The following is a 19,253-nucleotide window of genomic DNA, read 5'->3' on the forward strand; positions in this document are numbered from 1 at the left end:
CCTTATGTGATAAGCATTCTCAATCACTTTACAGTTGAAATGTGAATTTAAAATCATTACAATAAGGTTTGAGGAAATTGGTTTTTTATCGGTGAAACTAAAAAGGTTAAACCATTTGTTCCATCGAACAATCTGGGAGGTATTTTTTTAACATGGCAAAATATACAATTGTAGACAAAGACACATGTATTGCTTGCGGCGCATGCGGTGCAGCTGCTCCAGACATTTATGATTATGATGATGAAGGCATTGCATTTGTCACGCTTGATGACAATCAGGGGACTGTAGAAGTTCCAGAAGTACTTGAAGAAGATATGCTTGACGCATTTGAAGGTTGCCCAACTGACTCAATTAAAGTTGCGGACGAAACTTTCGATGGTGATCCACTTAAGCATGAATAGGATAAAAGCCCCTTTAAAAGGGGCTTTTTTTATATTAACTATTTTGAAGTCGGCGTTTATTTTCAAACCATGGACGCATTTTGACAAAAATGAAACTAAAGACGATGGTGATGATGATTCCTTTAATCAGGTTAAAAGGCAAGATCCCTGCTGTAATGGTTGCCTTTAGCACATGATCTGACAGGACGGGTGCATTCAAAAACCATGTATAAGCAGGAAGGAACAAGAAATAGTTTAAGATGCTCATCATGACTGTCATGAGTAATGTTCCGAGAATCATGGACCACGCTAACCCTCTTGCTGATTTAATCTTTTTAAAAATAAAAGCCACCGGTAAGATGAATAGTACACCTGCTGTAAAATTCGCTACTTGATCCACAGGAACACCGGACATGCTACCATGAATGAGGTAGTGCAGTAGATTCTTTAAAGCTTCAACAGCAATCCCAGCACCTGGCCCATAAATTAAAATTGCAATAATCGCAGGAATATCACTAAAATCAATTTTTAAATACCCAGGCAGCCCAGGAAAAGGAAAATTCAATAACATTAATACAAATGCGATACTGCTAAGCATGCTGATGACAACTAAACGTTTTACTTTACTTTGATTCAATATTCTCTCTCCTTTTCGATCAAATCTTTCGAAAAGAGGATTGTTCAATTTTAGCCACAAAAAAACCGCTCTGAATACATACACAGGAGCGGGAAATTTAGGCTACACAAATAAACGTATAAACAGACATGTTTTCAACGTTTACGAACCTCCATCTTCTCCCATCCAGACTATACTGTCGGCTTCGGAATCACACCGAATCCTGCCAAAAAAGGCTCGCGGGCTTAGAGACTATGCCTCATCACCGCCGGTAGGGAATTACACCCTGCCCCGAAGATTGATCATTATTCAATTCGACATCATTATATATGATATATGAGCATTTGTACAGATAAAAATCCTGAGCAATTTCATCAGTTTTAAGAAATCGTAAAAAACCTAAAATTTATAATGACAAATGCGTAAAAATTGGGTATCTTTTGTTTAAAGGTGTCCATTCTTGATCAAGACACTAAAAAATGTTCGTGTTTTCTTTTTCGCTTTACTGCTTTAATTTGATTGACACAGTGAAAAGGAATATGGTAAATTATCAGATATTTATGACGTTTATTTTAGGAGGAAATCTTACGATGTTTCGAGTATTAGTCTCAGATAAGATGAGCAATGATGGTCTTTTACCACTATTAGAATCAGATTTTGTTGAAATTGTTCAAAAAAATGTAACAGAAGCAGAAGATGAATTACACACGTTTGATGCCTTACTTGTCAGAAGTGCCACAAAAGTGACAAAAGAACTTTATGAAAAAATGACTTCATTAAAAATTGTTGGCCGTGCTGGTGTGGGAGTCGACAACATTGACATTGATGAAGCAACAAAACACGGTGTGATTGTCATCAATGCACCAAATGGGAATACGATTTCAACGGCAGAGCATACGTTTGCGATGATCTCATCTCTCATGCGTCATATTCCTCAAGCGAATATTTCTGTGAAATCAAAAGAATGGAACAGAGGCGCATATGTCGGTGCTGAGCTTTACGGAAAATCTCTTGGGATTGTTGGCTTAGGCAGAATTGGAAGTGAAATCGCCCAGCGTGCAAGAGCATTTGGCATGACCGTCAACGTATTTGACCCTTTCCTTACAAAAGAACGTGCCGAAAAAATTGGTGTCAATGCAAAATCACTTGATGAAGTGCTTGAAGTATCAGATATTATTACGGTACATACACCTTTAACAAAAGAAACTAGAGGACTTCTCAATAAAGAAACAATCGCAAAAACGAAAAAAGGTGTTCGTCTAGTGAACTGTGCACGCGGCGGCATCATTGACGAACGAGACCTTCTTGAAGCACTTGAAAATGGTCATGTCGCAGGGGCTGCTCTCGATGTATTTGAAGTAGAACCACCTACTGAGAATCCACTTGTGGATCATCCAAACGTCATTGCCACTCCGCATCTTGGTGCATCTACAAAAGAAGCACAATTAAATGTGGCGGCACAAGTCTCTGAAGAAGTTCTTCAATTTGCAAAAGGACTCCCGGTCATGTCATCTATTAATCTACCAGCGATGACAAAAGACGAGTTCAAAAAAATCCAGCCTTATCATCAATTTGCAGGAAAACTTGGACGTCTTGTTTCTCAATCGATGAGAGAACCTGTAAAAGAAGTCAGCATTTCATATGAAGGATCTATCGCAAAACTCGAAACATCATTTATTACAAAAAGTCTGCTTTCTGGCTTTTTGAAAGAGCGTGTCGATTCGACTGTAAATGAAGTCAATGCAGGTATGGTGGCAAAAGAACGTGGCATTAGCTTTAGCGAGAAAATTTCTTCAAGCGAATCTGGCTATGAGAACAGCATTTCCATTGAAGTCAAAGGTGACCTTTCCACCTTTACATTAAAAGCAACGTATATCCCGCATCTAGGTGAACGTGTCGTTTCTATTAATGGTTTCAATATTGACTTTTACCCAGATGGGCACCTTGTCTATATTCAGCATACTGACGCACCTGGTGTGATCGGTCAAGTTGGAAAGATTTTAGGCGACCACGATGTGAACATTGCGACAATGCAAGTAGGCCGTAAAGAAAAAGGCGGCGAAGCCATCATGATGCTTTCTTTTGATAAGCACCTTGAAGATGAAATTGTCCAAACGTTAACTAAAGTGAGCGATATTCTTTCTGTACGTCTGATTGACCTTTAAAAAATGGTAAACCTCATGCTTTTGCATGAGGTTTATTTTGTTGAAACGATTAAACGTTCACCTGTACGTATGAGATGCGTTGTCAGTGCATTGATTTTCTTCAATTGATCAACGGTCATTTGATGTGCTTTAGCAATAGACCAGAGCGTGTCCCCTCGTTGTATGACATATGTATGTTTCTCATATCCATCTACATGGAGGGCTGGCTCTTGGAAACGATCTCTTGCAATGATTGTGAGCGGATCTACTGCATCTTCTTTACTAACTGACCAATTACCCCTGTGCACCTCAAAATGCAAATGAGTGCCCCTAGAGGCGCCTGTGTTGCCTATGATGCCGATCGGCTGCCCTGTTTGTACATGGTCACCATTCTTTACAAAACGCGCATTTAAATGCGCATAGACGGTTTCATATCCATTTGGATGCCGAATAAATACAACTTCACCATATGTAGCAGATACATAGGAACGAGTAACCACACCTTCGCTAGCAGCCAAAATGGATTCTCCTTCTGGTGCAGCAATGTCTAACCCCTTATGCGAACCACCTCTTGTCCCAAACAAATCAGTGACTTCACCTTTGATTGGTTCCACCCACTCGGTTGTTTTCTCTGCATGGGCAAACGGTGATAAGGTCAAGAACAAGAAACAGCTAGCACATATGTAGCAATACCTTTTCATCAGTGACTTCCCTTCTTTGAAGTTCTTTTCATGACAGCTTAGTATACCTCAAGGAAGCCCTTTTCTATACATGAAAAAAGAACGCAATAAGTTGCGTCCTCAGATTGTTGACAAAGGGCTAAAATGAACTTGATTTTAGCCCTTTGTCTTCTTTTCAGCGTGATAGAAAACCTTTGCAGTCTAGAAAGGACGAGCACCGGAGCGCAGGACTGACAAAGAATGCGAGGGTTTGTCTACACGCTGAGAACGCAATAAGTTGCGTCCTTTAGCGTTCTTTGATAACAACTGGGTTTGGCAGTGCCGGTACCTCTAGCGGTTCTTTTAATTCATATGGGCCTACTTGATCTGTTCCTGCATTTTGTATCGTGACATCTGTAAAACCGAAATCTTTCGCTGTGAGCAGCAGTCCTTCAATAAGTAAAATATGATCAATTGAGTCCGTTAATTGTGCTGATGCTCCAAACGTGATGGTTGCATGTTTTCCTTTTGATGTCACTTTTTTAATAGGCTCTTCTTTAATGAGTGGATCGAGTCCTGCATCATTCGCCCGCTTCATCGCCTCTACTGCATCTTTATAAGAAGGATAATCATCTTTTGACGGCACCAAAAATGTCCCACTCTTATTTTCTAAAACGTAGTAAGCGTGCTTTGTTTGTTTATTAATTGAAATGGTACCAAGACGGCCATTCGTCCCTAATTGAAGGTGCGAGCCATTGACAGACTTGACCTGTACTTGTTTATATTGGCTCCATTTTAACGTTTCTTTGACCATGTCTTTAAAACGGTTGGCTTCTTTTAATGTATCAAGAGACAAATCATTTTTCAGCTGAAAAATCAGTGTATCCCCTTTTTCACTCACATCCACCATATCCATATAAGCTTGAAGAGGTTTTGTCATTTCAGGCAGCTCCAATTTTTCATATGTATCAAGAAGCGCCTGCACATTATCATGCTTATTTTCTTTTTGAATACTGATTGGGACAACTTGAGAAGTGGATTCATCTATGTATGAAATCGTCATATACTTTTCTTTGTCAGATGCGTAAGCAACATGTGAAGGATCATTTGTGTTTTTTACCGCCTCTAATGTAGCGTTCACCTGTCCTTTTTCAGCACTCGAATCCATTTTCAATTTCTTTATATCTTGAGCAGCCGGCTGAAATAAATGAGGAGAAATCAAAAACGCCATAAATAAGACCACAACGGTTGCGACCGCTGGACCGATCCATCTGGCACTTTTCTTTTTCTTCCCGCTTGCCATCAGCATTTGCTGGTAAATCTGCTTAGATGAACGGTTGTCCTCCACCTTTGGAAGCTGACTGAGTAATACTTTAATTCGTTCTTCGCTCCAATTGGACCTGTTCGTTTTCATTCACTAGCTCCTCCTTCAAAAGCTCCATATGTTTTCGGAGCACTTTCAGGCCTCGGTGCTGCGTTGTTTTGACTTTGCTTTCCGAGAACTTTAGCGCCTTGGCCGTCTCCATGATTGAGTAGCCTTGGATAAACCTTAAAATGATGACGGCTCGTTGATCAATGGTGCAATGATCAAGTGCGGCATAAATTTCTTTGATATTTTCATCCTGTACAGCCAATTCATCTGGGAGCAGGTCTGGATCTTTTACATCCTGTTTATCCCAATCAAACGTGCCGAGCACCCGTTGTCTGATGGTTTGCTGTTTGCGAAACCAGTCAATTGCCACATGCCTTGCAATTGAAAACAGCCATGTTTTCTCGCTGCTTCTTCCTTCAAAAGTTTTATATGAGTGAAGTACCCGAATGTAAACCTCCTGCACGAGATCCTCTGCCTGATTTTTATCTTTTACCATATAAAATAAAAATTGGTACAAATCTTGATGGTACGAATCATATATTTTTTGAAAGGTTTCATGCATAGGAAACCCCTCCGTTCACTTATTTTTGTCGAGTGACTCTCACAAAACGTTACATTACAACTTTATGACAAATATATTACAAGATCGACAATTTGGAAAGGGCTTTTAGTTTAACTTCTCCTTAAAAATATGAAAATAGAAAAAACACTTCATTTTCTTTCGAAAAGAAGTGTTTCTCATGTAACAAGATTCTTCGTCAAGATTAGACGAGTTCCTGCTTTTTTTTCGGAATATAGAAAGTGAAGTGAGTACCTGTTCCAGCTTTACTATGTGCATGAATGGAGCCTTGATGTGCTTCTACGATGTTTTTCACAATCGCAAGACCCAGCCCCGTACCGGAACGTCCTCTTGTTCTTGCTTTATCTGCTTTATAGAACCGTTCAAAAATAAACGGGAGATCCTCTTCAGGAATGCCGCTTCCCGAATCTTTCACATCCATCTTGAGCCCATTTTCCACCGATTGAACTGAGAAGTGAACTTCTCCGCCTTCTGGTGTATGACGAATGGCATTATCGATGAGATTTGTAAAAACCTGTTCTATTTTATCTGGATCAAATACAAAATACGGTTCTTCTACTTGAATTTCATACGTCAGGTTGATTTGTTTTTCTTTCGCAATTCCAAGGAATTTACGGTAGATTTTTTCAGTCAGCTCTTCTGTATCAATTGATTCAAGATTCAGTGTAATATGACCAGCTTCCATACGTGCGAGATCGAGAAGATCATTCACAAGACGCCCCATTCGAAGTGATTCGTCATAGATAATTTGGGCAATCTCTTTCTTTTCCTCTTCTGATCCGGCAATGTCATCGACAATCGCTTCACTATAGCCCTGCAGCATAGCAATAGGTGTACGGAGTTCATGACTGACATTTGCAATGAAGTCTTTTCTTAGCTTATCCAGTCTTCTCTCTTCTGTCATATCGCGAAGCACCGCAACCGCCCCTCTGACATCTTGCTGGTTATAAAGCGGAGACATGAGAAGAACCCAAGTACGCCCTTGCAGCGTGACTTCGATCATTTGCTCTTTTTCCGTACTGACGGCAGTATGAAACAATTCACGCGCTTCTGGCGGCAGTTCATCCCCATCTTTGATCTTCATATTTTGCTCGTAATACCAAGCCTGCAAGAATCTTTCTGCAGGAGGATTTGTCATGAGGATCGTTCCATCAATATTGATCGTGATGACACCGTCTGCCATACTGCTCAGAATGTTGGACAAATGTTCTTTTTCTTGATTTAAAGCGGTTATATGAAATTTAAGCTGCTTACCCATTTGATTAAAGGCGATCGCCAGTTCCCCAATTTCATCTTGCGTTAAAATAGGAATCTTTGTATCAAATTTCCCTTTCGCCAAATCTTGTGCTCCCTCTCTCATCTTTCTGAGAGGGTAGGTGACACGAGTGGATAAGAAGAAAGCGAAAATTGTCGTCAGCACAATCGCAATTCCGGCTGCGAGGAAGATATAACGCGTCGTATGTTTTGTTGTCTGCTCTACAGCGAGGAGGGATTGAGAAAGAAAGACCATCCCTTTCTTTCCGTTCGCCTCGTAAGGAACACCTACTACAATGCGCTCATCCTTCTGATTGCCTGTATCAGATTCAGCTCGTTTACTGATTTTTTTTCGTTGTGTCAGTGCTTTGTTCAAATCTTTGTCTGCTTCAATTTGTTCTTTTGTGATCGCAGGAAGCTTCCCGCCTTTTTCAGACGAATACCATTCTAGTCCATCCTCTTGAACAATCGCGATACTTGTCAATTTATCAGCTAGTTCTGATGTAATCGATCTTGCTAGTGATTGATCCTCATGGCTTTCTAAAATGACTGCTACTTTGTTGGCCATTTGTGTTAAATCAGACTTTGCTTCTTCCACATGGTAATTCTCAATGAACTCTAAAAGAAGCACAGTTAAAATCGATAAAACAATGAGCACGAGGAAAAGAATGGTTAACCATAGCTTTCCTACGACACTTTTCCACAGCTTCATTCAGCGCCGACCTCAAATTTGTACCCGACACCCCATACTGTCACGATTTTTTTCGCTGCTTCTGGTGACACTTTATTTAGTTTTTCGCGAAGCCTTTTGACGTGGGTATCCACTGTTCTCAGATCCCCAAAGAATTCATACTGCCACACTTCTTTGAGAAGCTTTTCCCTGTCATAGACCTTATCCGGCGTTTTTGCCAAGAAGTACAAAAGTTCGTATTCCTTCGGCGTGAGGCTGACTTCTTTTCCATCTGCTGTGACCCGGTGTGCATCATGATCAATGGATAGATGAGAAAACACGAGAACATCTTTTGTGGTTGTTCCAGTATTAAGGTATGACGTTTGCGACGATCTTCTTAGCAGTGCTTTCACACGAAGAACCACTTCACGCGGGCTGAAAGGTTTAACGATATAATCATCCGTTCCTGCCTCAAAGCCTTGCACACGGTTAGCTTCCTCACCTTTTGCTGTCAGCATAATAATTGGTGTGGCTTTTTTATCTCGGATTTGATTACACACTTCAATCCCATCTGTCCCAGGCATCATTAAATCAAGCAAAATGAGGTCATAATCGGTTTGAAGTCCTTTTTGAATGGCTTCATCCCCATTTTCCGCTTCATCAATTTCATAATTTTCCCGTTCTAAATACATTTTTAAAAGGCGGCGAATTCTTGCCTCGTCATCGACGACTAATATTTTCGTTTGAGTTGTGTGTTCCATTAGACAATCCTCCTGCTTTCTCCGTTGTTACATACATTTTAACAAAAAGCCGAATCGAATCATAAAAGTTGGCCTTTTTCATGCGATTACGCGTAAGAATGAAGCCCCGCAATCACTAGGTTGACAAAGATAAGGTTAAACATAATGATCGCAAATCCGATTACAGCAAGCCAAGCGGACTTTTCACCATGCCAGCCTCGTGATAACCGAAGGTGGAGATAGGCGGCGTAAAATAAAAATGTAATTAAAGCCCATACTTCCTTCGGGTCCCATCCCCAGAATCTCGTCCATGCAATTTGTGCCCAGATCATCGCAAAAATAAGACCGCCTAACGCAAATACAGGGAATCCTATGGAAACAGCCCTGTACCCAATTTCATCGACTAAATCGAGATTCACTTGTCTTACGAGCGGCTGAAGCAGCGCACTTAGACGTTTGCGAATGATCAATCTCAGCAATCCATAAATAATCAGCCCAACGCCAAATGACCACAGCACTGTATTCACCTTTCTACCTGAAAAAACAGGCGGCAGATCAACCACAGGCTCTAAACGATCTTTTGTGATAAGCTCTCCTTTATGAGGTCCTACTAAGGCAGGCAGCTCATAGACCATGACGCTCTCTTCTTTATTTTTATCTACCCAATTAAATTTCGCTTCATACCCTGTCATTCTAAAGATGGACGTGACAGCGATAAATGCAAGGGTGACCACAATCATAAACATGACCAGCTCTAAGCCAAAGGTTTTCTTCCCCGGTTTTGTTTGATCGACATGCTTCAAAAGAAAAATCACACCTGCCACAAAACTGATCGCCAAAATGGCTTGACCAAGCGCTGCTGTCGTGACGTGAATATATAGCCAATTACTTTGAAGCGAAGGAATCAGCGGTGAAATATCCGATGGAAACATGCTTGCATAAGCAATGATTAATAAAGCGATTGGAAGTGTGAATAAACCTAGCACAGACACTTGATAGACAAAATATAAAATAATAAATGCGAGCACCAGCATCATGCCAAAGGCTGTGGTGAATTCAAACAGATTACTGACTGGTGCGTGACCAGACGCGATCCACCTTGAAATAAAATAGCCAAATTGACTCAAAAAACCAATGATGGTGAGCGTTATGCCGATAAGTGCCGCCTTATTTTTGCGCGGACCCTCTTCTTTCTTTTTTCCTTTAATGGCCCCTCCAAAAAAAGGAACTGCCGCTAAATAAAATAGAAAAGCTGCAAATAACAGGTTTTCACTGACTGCCGCCATCTAACCCTTCCCCCTTGCTTTTGCTGATACTTGTTGTATCAGGCAGTTCTTTTTGATCCACTGGCTGTTTGATGCCACTGTCGTGCAGTAACACCTTAAGATCAGACTTTAAGCCGAACCAGTTTTTGTTTGTATGTCCTGCCACAAATACTTTTCCATCCTTTGCCGATAGCCAGATTCTTCTATGCTGCCAGTACATCCCTTGTACGACACCAATCATAAAGATCATTCCGCCAACAATAAGTACCCAGAGTGTTAAGTCTTTTCGAACCGTTAAACCTGTCACGTTTTTTGTTTCAACCCGGTCAAATTTCATTTTATAAAGATTGTTATCAGAACCCTCTACTGTCTCTTGAATTGCGACAAAGCTTTTTTCACCTTTTGGTTTTTCAGGAGAGATCATTTCAAATACGAACGCAGGATTATTCGGATTCCTCGTTTTCGTACTAGGTGTGCCATCTTCGTCAAAATAAAAATCAGGCAAATAACTCATCACCTTGACTTTGTAACCGCTACCAAGATCATATTCTGACTTAGGCTCCAGCAGATTAATCTTCACTGTTCCGAAAGATTTCTCAGTATCTTTTCGAATCAGCTGAAAGACCATTTGATCGAGTTCATTTTGTTTAAAATCCACTTGATATAATGAGAAATTGTCAAACTTAAGCGGTTCATTCACTTTAATATCGTGTTCTGTTACCTGCTTCAGCTTGGGCTTTTCACCAAAAACAACTTCCCCTTCACGTTTGTATAAAACGGCATCGGTTTTATAACTTTTGACGACTTGACCATCGCCAGCCTTTTCAATCGCATTTTCAAAGACTTCTTTTTCTTTTTCAGATTCATAGCGATCAATTGAAAACGCATTATTCTTTAAGAAGTATTGGCCTCCCGTCCCTGGGATTGGTGCCGTTTCGCCTTCTCTTACCCATAATGTTTCATCCACGTACATTCCTGGGACAAACCGGAGCATGGATCCAATGAGAAATATAATTAATCCAATATGATTGACGTAAGGTCCCCAGCGGGAAAAGCGGCCTTTTTCAGCTAAAATATGTCCATCTTCTTCTCTTACGCGGTAACGCTTTTGTTTCATTTTACTAACGATGCCTTCATATGTATGTTGATCTAATGTTTGATTTGTTTCGCTGAAAAGACGCTGCCTTCTCATAAAACCTTCTTTTTTGACAACCCCTTGATTTTTGAGTGCGCGATAAAGTGGAATCACTCGATCAAGGCTGCAAATCACAAGGGAAATTCCGATAGATGCGACAAGGGCTAAAAACCACCAAGAATTATAAAGATCATGGAATCCAAGGATGTAATATAACTTGCCAAACGACCCATACTGCTCCTCATAATAAGTGGAAGCTGATGCACCTGGCGGAATAAACCGCTCCTGCGGAAAAATAGTTCCTAGCGAAGAAGCTAACAGTGTGATGACAATGAGCCACACACCCACTTTTACGGAAGAAAAAAAGTTCCATACTTTATCAACAATCGTTTTGTTGTATGTTTGCGAGCGTCTTGCACTGCCGTCATATCTCATATCAAGCAGCTTTGATGAATTTTTCTCTTTTGCTGCAATGGGATTCCCGCATGATTCACATAGAACAGTACCGATTGGATTAATATGTCCACACTCGCACTTTACCTCTTTCATTCTATGACCCCTTTGGTTTAATCAAATTCATATATTCATAGACATTACGTTCTGTCATCGTTCCCTTTATGACTTTGATTACTTTGCCTTCAGGATTAATTAAAAATGTGGTTGGCAGCGGCGTAATATCATATGCCTCTGTCACTTGACGATCTTTGTCCATGGCAACAGGAAAATTCACGCCATAAGCATCCATAAAGTTCTTCACAGCAATATTGGATTCCCCCACATTCACGGCAACAATTTCGACACCGCGATCCTTGAACACTTCATACTGATTTGCCATATAAGGGAATTCCTGCTTACATGGACCGCACCATGTACCCCAAAAATTGAGAAAGACGCCTTTGCCTTTTAAGTCCTTTAATTCAATCCGTTCCCCATCTACCGATTGAAGGACAAAGTTAGGCGCAATAGATCCTTCTTTGATTTGATCCTGTTTGGCAAATACTGAGTTATACATCGTATAACATAGTGCAGCAAGCATCACGAGGAGAATGCCCGTCCGTATGAAAAATCGTCTTTTCTTCATCTGAAGTACCCCTTCCCCATAGACATTCAGGTAAATTATAGCATTCTCCTTCTTTTGATGCTTCTTCATTTTTTGAAGTTTATGTGAAAATTAAAAAGCGCTTTTCCCATGATCCGCAATCGCTCTTAGGCGTTTTACTTCATGCGGCGTCAATTCTCTGCGATCTCCTGGTCTCATGCCTTCAATATGAAGGAAAGCATATTGCTCTCTTTTGAGTTTTAGAACGTCGTGGCCGATTGCTTCAAACATGCGGCGAACCTGTCTGTTTCTGCCTTCATGAATGGTTAATTGCACAATACATGTTTGCTTTCGTTTATCAATCGAGAGCATTTTGGCACGGGCAGGTGCTGTTTTTTTATGGTCTAACATGATTCCTTTTTCTAACTTTCTAAGCAATTCTTTTGAAGGGATGCCTTTTAGTTTTGCTGCATACGTTTTATCAATTTCATATTTCGGATGCATGAGCTTATGGGCAAATTCGCCATCATTTGTAATCAAAATTAAACCGCTCGTATCATAATCCAACCTGCCGATTGGATACAGGCGCTGCGGGACATCATCAAAGAAGTCTGTCACGACTTTGCGTCCTTTATCATCCTCAGCAGCTGAAATGACGCCGCGCGGTTTATAAAGCATAAAGTAAACCGGTTCTTCTCTTTCAAGCTTTAAGCCATTGACTTCAATTTTATCTGAAGAGCCCACCTTTACTCCGAGCTCTGTCACTGTTTCACCATTAACGGTAACTCGTCCTTCTTTAATTAATTCTTCAGCCTTTCGTCTAGAAGCGACGCCGGCATGGGCAATTACTTTCTGTAAACGTTCCATTTGTCTTTCACCTCATGTACTATCTTACTTGCTTGGCTTGAAACAAACAAGCATTCGTGGAAAAATAAGCGTTTCATCTGTCTAATTTCAACTAAAAAGCTGTTTTCCATCCACGAAATAAAAAAAGCACCCGATTAGGCGCCACTAAATAACAAACTGACGATAATAATCGATGCAATGATCCCAATCAGGTCTGCAAGCAGCCCCACTTTCAGTGCATCTCCCATTTTTTTAATACCAACTGCTCCAAAATAGACGGTTAAAATATAAAGGGTCGTATCTGTTGACCCTTGCATAACGGCGGCAAGCTTGCCGATAAAAGAATCTGGACCATAAGTCGCAATTAAGTCTGATGTCATACCAAGCGCCGCTGTTCCTGATATAGGACGAATAAGCGCAAGCGGCACCACTTCTGTAGGAACACCAATCGCTGTAAACACAGGTTTCAATAATTCCATGACAAAATCAAGGGCACCTGATGCTCGGAAAATCGTAATAGCGACAAGCATACCGACTAAATACGGAATGATTGAAAAGGCAATTTGAATGCCTTCTTTCCCACCTTCTACAAATGTTTCGTACGTCGGTACTTTTTTAATCGTCCCTGCAATCAATATTCCTGCGATGATCAGTGGAATCAAAGCAAGTGACAGCCAGTTAATAAATGCCACAAGATCACCCCCGCCTGCTTCTGCGATAGTGGAAATAGCGATCAATCATAATCGCACCGATACCTGAAATAAGTGTCGCCAAAATGGTTGGGCCTACAATATCTGTTGGCTGATCTGCGCCATAGGTCATACGAATGGCAATGACAGTCGTTGGCACAAGTGTGATAGAAGATGTATTGACTGCTAAAAAAGTAATCATAGACCGGCTCGCCTCATTTTTTCCGCCATTTAATGCTTTCATCTGCTCCATCGCCTTAATCCCAAGTGGAGTGGCAGCATTGCCAAGGCCAAAGAAATTTGCCATGAGATTGGACAGAATATACCCCATCGCTGGATGATTCGCAGGAATCTCAGGAAATAGTTTTGAGATAAAGGGCCGGCATAATTTACTAAAGAAATGTAACAACCCCGCTTCTTCTGCGATCTTCATCAATCCTAGCCAGAATACAAGAACACTAATCAGCCCTATTGAAATGGTGACCGCTTCTTTTGATCCTTTAAAGACCGCTTCATTCACTTCATGCATCGTTCCGTTAAACATTGCATAGACAAGACCGATGACCGTGAGGAATACCCAGATCAGATTGACCATGAAGATCCGCCTATCGATGTCTGAAAGACAGACTTAAACATTTCTTGAAAGCTTTTTTGAGGCATTCGGTTGCGTTTGTTTTCATAAAAAATGGGGACTTGCTCAATCACCTGACCATCCAGTAAGAACGTCATTTTCCCTACTACATCTGGGATCGCTTCTTTGTTTTTTTCCCATTTCTTTTCAGGCGTCAGCATTTCCGTTTCGATTTCCACTAGTTTTTTCTCATCCTCATTTAGAAAATAGTCCACATCCCGCTTAATAAACGCTTTTTTTTCGTAAAAAGTCCCTTTTAACGAAGCGAGCCTGCCTTTTTCAGCAAGCACATACGTTTTATAGTGATCAAATGCATACTCAAACATTGAGATATGATCCTTCCAATCATCCGGTGCATTAATCGTCACAGCAATGAGCGCAGCATCTCCTTTTGCAGCTGTGGAGACAAGCGTGCGTTTTGCAAGTTTTGTATATCCTGTCTTCCCTCCAGTCGAATATTGATACAAACCAGTGAGCAGCTTGTTTTTGTTTTTCCAATAACCTTCGATTGTTTTTGCTTTATAAAAGGTGGTACCGGCAATTTTTTGATATTGCTTATGCTTCATGGCGTACTTCGTTAAGATCGCCATATCATAAGCTGATGAATAATGGTTTTTATGATCATCGAGTCCATGCGGATTTTGAAAATTCGTATTCTCCATGCCTAGTTCAGAGGCCTTTTGGTTCATCATAAAAATAAACCCTTCTAAGCTGCCACCAACATGTTCTGCAATGGCAACAGCTGCATCATTTCCAGAGCGCAGCATGAGCCCGTATGTCAAGTCTTCTAAGCTCACCTTCTGTCCTTCCTTTAAATAAATCGAAGAACCTTCCGCTTGAATCGCACGTTTTGACACTTTGACCATGTCGTTCATTTTTCCTGATTCAATGGCTAATACAGCCGTCATAATTTTTGTGATACTGGCGATTCTTCTTTTTTCGTGCTCGTCCTTTCCAAATAGGACTCTGCCTGACTGTCCATCTATTAAAATGGCGCTTCTCGCACTCACCGATAATGAAATGTCTGCTTGAGCGTGGGAGGAAAAAGGCAGTAAGAGTGTCAATAGAAGAAGGACTGCTGTTCCAATTTTTAAATAGGGCATGTTCATTCACGTCCTTGTCCGTTTTGTACAAGTGTATGCGCGGCTGAAAAAGTTATGATGCCCTCGTCCATAAAAAAAAGCGACTCGATGATTAGAGTCACTTTTCATTCTTCTTTATACCATTTTCATTTGCTGATGAGATGTTGTATATTCCAGCTCTTCTCTCATCGTTAAAAACTCTTTTTCTAATGAAGAAAACAAACGTTTGACTTCAGCCGATACTTCATGATGGAAAACAATGCAGCTTTTTCCCGTGTAGGCTGAACGGCTATCTTCATACCATGTATCCTTTTTTGGTGTAAAAAATTCTTCAATACATTGATGATAAATACGATGAAGCGTCTGCTGTGCGGCTTGCTGCGGGAATGTCTGCTGCTGCCCGATTTTCCTGCAAACCGCCGCGGCATCCTCGCTATAAACTGCAAGCTTCCGCAATGTACTTAATATGTCACAATAATAGGCTTCCGCTTCCGGGTTTAATCGTTTCAAGCTTGATAAGGTAGCTTCGTTCAGAAAACCATTCACTTCAACTGCAACCTTTGATAAAAAAACGCCTGCTTGATCAACTTGAGCCTTTACATTCATATGTGCCATTTGTTTCGTGTTTACCTTCCCCTCATGGCTTTGTCACCATTTTATCTTTCAAACAAAGGTTTTAGACCTAAAATCTTTGTTATATTTTATCATACATTTTTCCTTATTTTGAACTATTTTATCTCTTCAAATGTTTGATTGAAGTTTTCAAAAAAGAGATCAGCCTCTTCTTGCACCCCATCTGCTTCCACATTCTCTGGAAGTGGCGGTAATTCATCTAAGGCTTTTAAACCAAATTGCTCTAAAAAGGTAGGTGTTGTCCCATAAAGGATCGCTCGTCCCGGTCCATCGGCACGTCCTACTTCACAGAGCAGTGCTTTGGCCACTAAACTATGCAGTACTCGTTCTGATTTAACGCCTCTGATCTCCTCGACTTCGCTGCGTGTAATCGGTTGTTTATACGAGACAATGGCGAGCACTTCTAGCGCTGCCTGTGACAAACCTTTCGATGGTGTCTCTACTAATTTTTTTAAATATACGCTGTATTCTTTTTTCGTCAGCAGCATATATGAATCTGCATATTCAATAAGCTCAATCCCTCGTTCTTGTTTTTGATATTCTTCTTTTACGGCAGACATAATATCAAGCAACGCTGCCTCATCAACTTCAAGAACAGACATGAGCTGTTTTCTTGTTAAGCCTTCGTCACCTGCTGCATATAGCAGCGCTTCTAAGATGGCTTTCCAATTCACGATATCAAGCGTCATGAATCGTTTCACTCCCTATGATATAAATATCTTCAAAGTTTCCTTCCTGCTCCAGCATGATTTGATGGCTTTTCATCAATTCGAGAACAGCAAGAAATGTCACGACAAGGTGTTCCTTTTGATCATGTTGAAACAAAGTCATGAAATTGGTCCGCTTTTTTGTTTTTCTTAAATGGTTCATAATCTCATTCATTTTGTCTTCAATCGGGATTTCTTGTCTTGTAATCTTTGATGGTGCTGGTTTTGTTATTTTTTTGCGGTTCAATACCTTTTGGAACGCACCTAACATATCATACACCGTGACGTGTAAGTTTGTGTCCTTCGCTTCTGCTTCTTTTGCAAATTCACTTAAATCACTTGGTGGTTTTGTGAAGGCGTTTTGCCGCTCTTCTTCACGTTCCTTCAGTTCTTGCGCTGCATTTTTATACTTGCGGTATTCAATTAACTTGCCAATCAGCTCATCACGAGGGTCCTCTTCTTCTTCCATCAGGTCTTCATCAAACAGCTCTTCCTCTTGTTTTGGGAGAAGCATTCTGCTTTTAATGCTCAGGAGGGTTGCAGCCATCACCAAATACTCACTTGCAACATCCAGTTCAAGCTCCCTCATCGTGTGGACATATAATAAATACTGCTCCGTAATTTTAGCGACGGGAATATCATAAATATCAATTTCCAAACGGTTAATTAAATGTAAAAGCAAGTCCAAAGGACCCTCAAACGAATCTATTTTCACCTGATATTCCAGCATTCTTTTTCTCACCATTTCTACTGTCTTCTAAGTACCGTTTTCATCGGCTAACCTTTAGTATAAGACACGATAAAGCTCTCGTCCAATATAATTTCGACCATGAGGCAGCAGGCAAAAAAAGAAAAACAGTGGATTCGCCCATACCAATGAGGGCATTTATACATAGAATACCATTGTAATCAGAACTGATGAAAAAGGAGGCCGTAACATTATGGGAGATGGTTATTACTTCGGCGGAGGATTTGCGCTTATTGTTGTGCTGTTCATCTTGCTGATCATCGTTGGCGCGGCTTGGGTTTATTAAAGAAACAGAGCGTCCTTTCATAAAGGGGCGCTCTTTCTTCTTTTCTTTTCGGTATGTTAGACTGATAGTGGAAAAGGAGATGACCGCTGTGTATCCTAAAGCGTACGTGGCTTTTTTACATGAATTTCATACGACAAGAGATTATTTTGAGTGTCATGAAATTCTTGAAGAATTTTGGAAAGAAGATCCTCCTCATCAGCGCAAAAAGTACTGGGTGGGTCTCATTCAGCTTGCTGTTGCTTTGTATCATCAAAGACGAGGAAATGGAAAAGGAGCAAAACGGCTGATTTCAAACAGCCTTCATATATTAGATTCGGACAGGAACATACTAACAGAATTAGGTCTTGATGAAGAGGCATTTCTTTTGCTGCTGAGAACACTGAAAAAGAAAATCGATGAAGACATGCCCTACGAAAGTGTGATGCTGCCAATCCGAGATGAAACGCTTCTTTCTTTATGCCAAGAGATGGCCGAAAAAGAAGGCTTAACCTTCGGACAGGAGAGCAACTTATCCCATACATTCTTAATTGAAAAGCATAGACTGCGTGATCGGACGGACGTATTGCTTGAACGTGAAAAGCAGATGGAACGTAAAAAAAGCAGAGGCATATAACCTCTGCTTCAGCGTGTAGACAAACCCTCGCATTCGGTGTCAGTCCTGCGTGCCGGTGCTCACGAATATCGAATTCGCTCCGCTCCAGTACTCGTCCTTCCTAGACTGCAAAGGTTTTCTATCACGCTGAAAAGAAGACAAATGGCTAAAATCAAGTTCATTTTAGCCATTTGTCAACAATCTAAAGCAGAGGCATATAACCTCTGCTTTTACATGTGTGATATTTAGTTTGTTTCACTGTGACACTTATGAAAGAAGCCTTGCGTTAATTCATTTGGAATGAGTGTTTTCGTTTTGAATACTTCTTCCACGGCTAATACCATTTCCTTGCCGATGCCTTGGTCACGATGGGACGGATTGACACTAATATGTTCGATTTGTACTTGGTCGTCTGTTTTCAGCACACCAATCGCACCGACGATATCCTCACCATCTTTCCAAAGGAACAGCTGCCGATCTTCATCCATTTCATACGACTTTATCGTCTGCTGAAGCTGTTTGACGTCTTTCTCACCCGGCATAAAGGACAGGAGTCCCATGGCAATTTTTTCAAAAGACCTCTTGTAACGAATTAACATATATACCCCTCAATATTAAAATTATCCTATTTTCCAGCAAATGTCTTATGAATCACTTGCTCATCACACATTATAAACACTTTTAGGTTGTTTTTAAACTCTTTTTCATCAAATTAACGAAACGTTCGATTTAGGTTGGCCATTTCAATAGCAGCTGCAGCCGATTCACTGCCTTTATTTCCAGCCTTTGTACCGGCTCTTTCAATGGCTTGTTCAATAGATTCTGTTGTCAGTACACCAAAGATAATCGGCACCCCTGTTGAGATGGCACTTTGTGCGATTCCTTTAGCCGCTTCATTACAAACATAATCGTAATGGGATGTTGCCCCGCGAATCACGGTTCCAAGTGTAATGACTGCATCATATTTTTTTGTTTCTGCTAGTTTTTTTGCCATATACGGAATTTCAAAAGCCCCTGGCACCCACACGACATCAATATCGTCACCGTTTGCTCCGTGTCTGAGCAATGTATCTTCTGCTCCATCTAGCAATTTACTTGTAATAAAATCATTAAATCTAGCGACGACGATTCCAAACTTTAATCCTTCTGCTACTACATTCGCTTGTATTGTATTCATATGTTCAT

Annotated in this window: 22 protein-coding genes and 1 riboswitch; of the genes, 4 read left to right on the forward strand and 18 right to left on the reverse strand. The window is 40.7% G+C overall.

Going from position 1 to position 19,253, the window contains the following annotated elements:
• The first annotated feature begins 152 nt into the window (after nucleotides 1-152).
• The gene (locus tag ASG46_RS11605) at nucleotides 153-401 is read left to right on the forward strand and encodes a ferredoxin (RefSeq protein ID WP_008344492.1); all 249 of its coding nucleotides are present in this window, start codon (nucleotides 153-155) and stop codon (nucleotides 399-401) included.
• A 34-nt stretch (nucleotides 402-435) separates the two neighbouring features.
• Here the strand turns inward: ASG46_RS11605 and ASG46_RS11610 are convergent, their stop codons facing one another.
• Nucleotides 436-1,017 (reverse strand): ECF transporter S component, encoded by a 582-nt coding sequence (locus ASG46_RS11610; RefSeq protein ID WP_008344490.1) that lies wholly within the window; start codon nucleotides 1,015-1,017, stop codon nucleotides 436-438.
• 149 nt (nucleotides 1,018-1,166) lie between these two features.
• Nucleotides 1,167-1,299, reverse strand: a riboswitch (FMN riboswitch).
• Nucleotides 1,300-1,586: 287 nt separating this feature from the next.
• Between ASG46_RS11610 and serA the strand changes: the two genes are divergently transcribed.
• On the forward strand, nucleotides 1,587-3,161 hold the full coding sequence (gene serA, locus ASG46_RS11615; RefSeq protein ID WP_008344488.1) for a phosphoglycerate dehydrogenase: 1,575 nt from the start codon (nucleotides 1,587-1,589) through the stop codon (nucleotides 3,159-3,161).
• Between the two features lie 32 nt (nucleotides 3,162-3,193).
• On the opposite strand, the gene ASG46_RS11620 is transcribed toward serA, so the two are convergent.
• The 15 genes from ASG46_RS11620 to ASG46_RS11690 all read right to left on the reverse strand — a co-directional run bounded on the left by ASG46_RS11620 (nucleotide 3,194) and on the right by ASG46_RS11690 (nucleotide 17,172).
• Nucleotides 3,194-3,841, reverse strand: a complete 648-nt coding sequence (locus tag ASG46_RS11620; protein ID WP_056704681.1) for a M23 family metallopeptidase — start codon at nucleotides 3,839-3,841, stop codon at nucleotides 3,194-3,196.
• A 265-nt stretch (nucleotides 3,842-4,106) separates the two neighbouring features.
• Complete coding sequence (locus tag ASG46_RS11625; protein ID WP_035702882.1) at nucleotides 4,107-5,213, reverse strand: hypothetical protein; 1,107 nt, start codon at nucleotides 5,211-5,213, stop codon at nucleotides 4,107-4,109.
• Entirely contained in the window at nucleotides 5,173-5,733 is a 561-nt protein-coding gene (gene sigX, locus ASG46_RS11630; protein ID WP_007501006.1) for an RNA polymerase sigma factor SigX, read from the reverse strand. The genes ASG46_RS11625 and sigX overlap by 41 nt, the downstream gene beginning before the upstream one ends.
• 202 nt (nucleotides 5,734-5,935) lie before the next feature.
• A complete protein-coding gene (locus ASG46_RS11635; RefSeq protein ID WP_056704683.1) occupies nucleotides 5,936-7,717 on the reverse strand; it encodes an ATP-binding protein in 1,782 nt (593 codons plus the stop codon).
• The gene (locus ASG46_RS11640; protein WP_003215596.1) at nucleotides 7,714-8,436 is read right to left on the reverse strand and encodes a response regulator transcription factor; all 723 of its coding nucleotides are present in this window, start codon (nucleotides 8,434-8,436) and stop codon (nucleotides 7,714-7,716) included. The genes ASG46_RS11635 and ASG46_RS11640 overlap by 4 nt, the downstream gene beginning before the upstream one ends.
• Nucleotides 8,437-8,522: 86 nt before the next feature.
• A complete protein-coding gene (gene ccsB / locus ASG46_RS11645; RefSeq protein WP_019743082.1) occupies nucleotides 8,523-9,701 on the reverse strand; it encodes a c-type cytochrome biogenesis protein CcsB in 1,179 nt (392 codons plus the stop codon).
• Nucleotides 9,685-11,364 (reverse strand): cytochrome c biogenesis protein ResB, encoded by a 1,680-nt coding sequence (resB, locus tag ASG46_RS11650; RefSeq protein WP_056704685.1) that lies wholly within the window; start codon nucleotides 11,362-11,364, stop codon nucleotides 9,685-9,687. Before resB ends, ccsB begins: the two co-directional genes overlap by 17 nt.
• A 1-nt stretch (nucleotide 11,365) precedes the next feature.
• Nucleotides 11,366-11,896, reverse strand: a complete 531-nt coding sequence (resA, locus tag ASG46_RS11655) for a thiol-disulfide oxidoreductase ResA (protein WP_017359780.1) — start codon at nucleotides 11,894-11,896, stop codon at nucleotides 11,366-11,368.
• 90 nt (nucleotides 11,897-11,986) lie between these two features.
• Nucleotides 11,987-12,721, reverse strand: coding sequence for a 23S rRNA pseudouridine(2605) synthase RluB (rluB, locus tag ASG46_RS11660; RefSeq protein WP_007501012.1), 735 nt, complete (start codon nucleotides 12,719-12,721; stop codon nucleotides 11,987-11,989).
• Between the two features lie 134 nt (nucleotides 12,722-12,855).
• Nucleotides 12,856-13,392, reverse strand: a complete 537-nt coding sequence (locus ASG46_RS11665) for a spore maturation protein (RefSeq protein ID WP_017359781.1) — start codon at nucleotides 13,390-13,392, stop codon at nucleotides 12,856-12,858.
• Between the two features lie 4 nt (nucleotides 13,393-13,396).
• Nucleotides 13,397-13,984 (reverse strand): nucleoside recognition domain-containing protein, encoded by a 588-nt coding sequence (locus ASG46_RS11670; protein ID WP_007501015.1) that lies wholly within the window; start codon nucleotides 13,982-13,984, stop codon nucleotides 13,397-13,399.
• Entirely contained in the window at nucleotides 13,972-15,123 is a 1,152-nt protein-coding gene (locus tag ASG46_RS11675; RefSeq protein WP_056704686.1) for a D-alanyl-D-alanine carboxypeptidase family protein, read from the reverse strand. Before ASG46_RS11675 ends, ASG46_RS11670 begins: the two co-directional genes overlap by 13 nt.
• A 114-nt stretch (nucleotides 15,124-15,237) precedes the next feature.
• Nucleotides 15,238-15,717: a YpuI family protein gene (locus ASG46_RS11680; protein WP_017359783.1), complete on the reverse strand. Its 480-nt coding sequence runs from the start codon at nucleotides 15,715-15,717 to the stop codon at nucleotides 15,238-15,240.
• Nucleotides 15,718-15,830: 113 nt separating this feature from the next.
• Nucleotides 15,831-16,424, reverse strand: coding sequence for an SMC-Scp complex subunit ScpB (gene scpB / locus ASG46_RS11685; protein ID WP_008344462.1), 594 nt, complete (start codon nucleotides 16,422-16,424; stop codon nucleotides 15,831-15,833).
• Complete coding sequence (locus tag ASG46_RS11690; protein ID WP_007501021.1) at nucleotides 16,414-17,172, reverse strand: segregation/condensation protein A; 759 nt, start codon at nucleotides 17,170-17,172, stop codon at nucleotides 16,414-16,416. The genes scpB and ASG46_RS11690 overlap by 11 nt, the downstream gene beginning before the upstream one ends.
• A gap of 211 nt (nucleotides 17,173-17,383) precedes the next feature.
• On the opposite strand from ASG46_RS11690, the gene ASG46_RS20590 reads away from it, so the two are divergent.
• Nucleotides 17,384-17,476, forward strand: coding sequence for a YjcZ family sporulation protein (locus ASG46_RS20590; RefSeq protein WP_008359694.1), 93 nt, complete (start codon nucleotides 17,384-17,386; stop codon nucleotides 17,474-17,476).
• Nucleotides 17,477-17,564: 88 nt separating this feature from the next.
• Nucleotides 17,565-18,089 carry a DUF309 domain-containing protein gene (locus tag ASG46_RS11695; protein WP_019743088.1) on the forward strand — a complete coding sequence of 175 codons (525 nt, stop codon included), beginning with the start codon at nucleotides 17,565-17,567 and terminating at the stop codon, nucleotides 18,087-18,089.
• Between the two features lie 224 nt (nucleotides 18,090-18,313).
• On the opposite strand, the gene ASG46_RS11700 is transcribed toward ASG46_RS11695, so the two are convergent.
• Nucleotides 18,314-18,667 (reverse strand): GNAT family N-acetyltransferase, encoded by a 354-nt coding sequence (locus ASG46_RS11700; protein WP_008344455.1) that lies wholly within the window; start codon nucleotides 18,665-18,667, stop codon nucleotides 18,314-18,316.
• A gap of 113 nt (nucleotides 18,668-18,780) precedes the next feature.
• Complete coding sequence (gene ribH, locus ASG46_RS11705) at nucleotides 18,781-19,245, reverse strand: 6,7-dimethyl-8-ribityllumazine synthase (protein WP_056704688.1); 465 nt, start codon at nucleotides 19,243-19,245, stop codon at nucleotides 18,781-18,783.
• Nucleotides 19,246-19,253 lie beyond the last annotated feature (8 nt).

It is taken from the genome of Bacillus sp. Leaf49, from assembly GCF_001426125.1.
GTDB lineage: Bacteria > Bacillota > Bacilli > Bacillales > Bacillaceae > Bacillus > Bacillus altitudinis.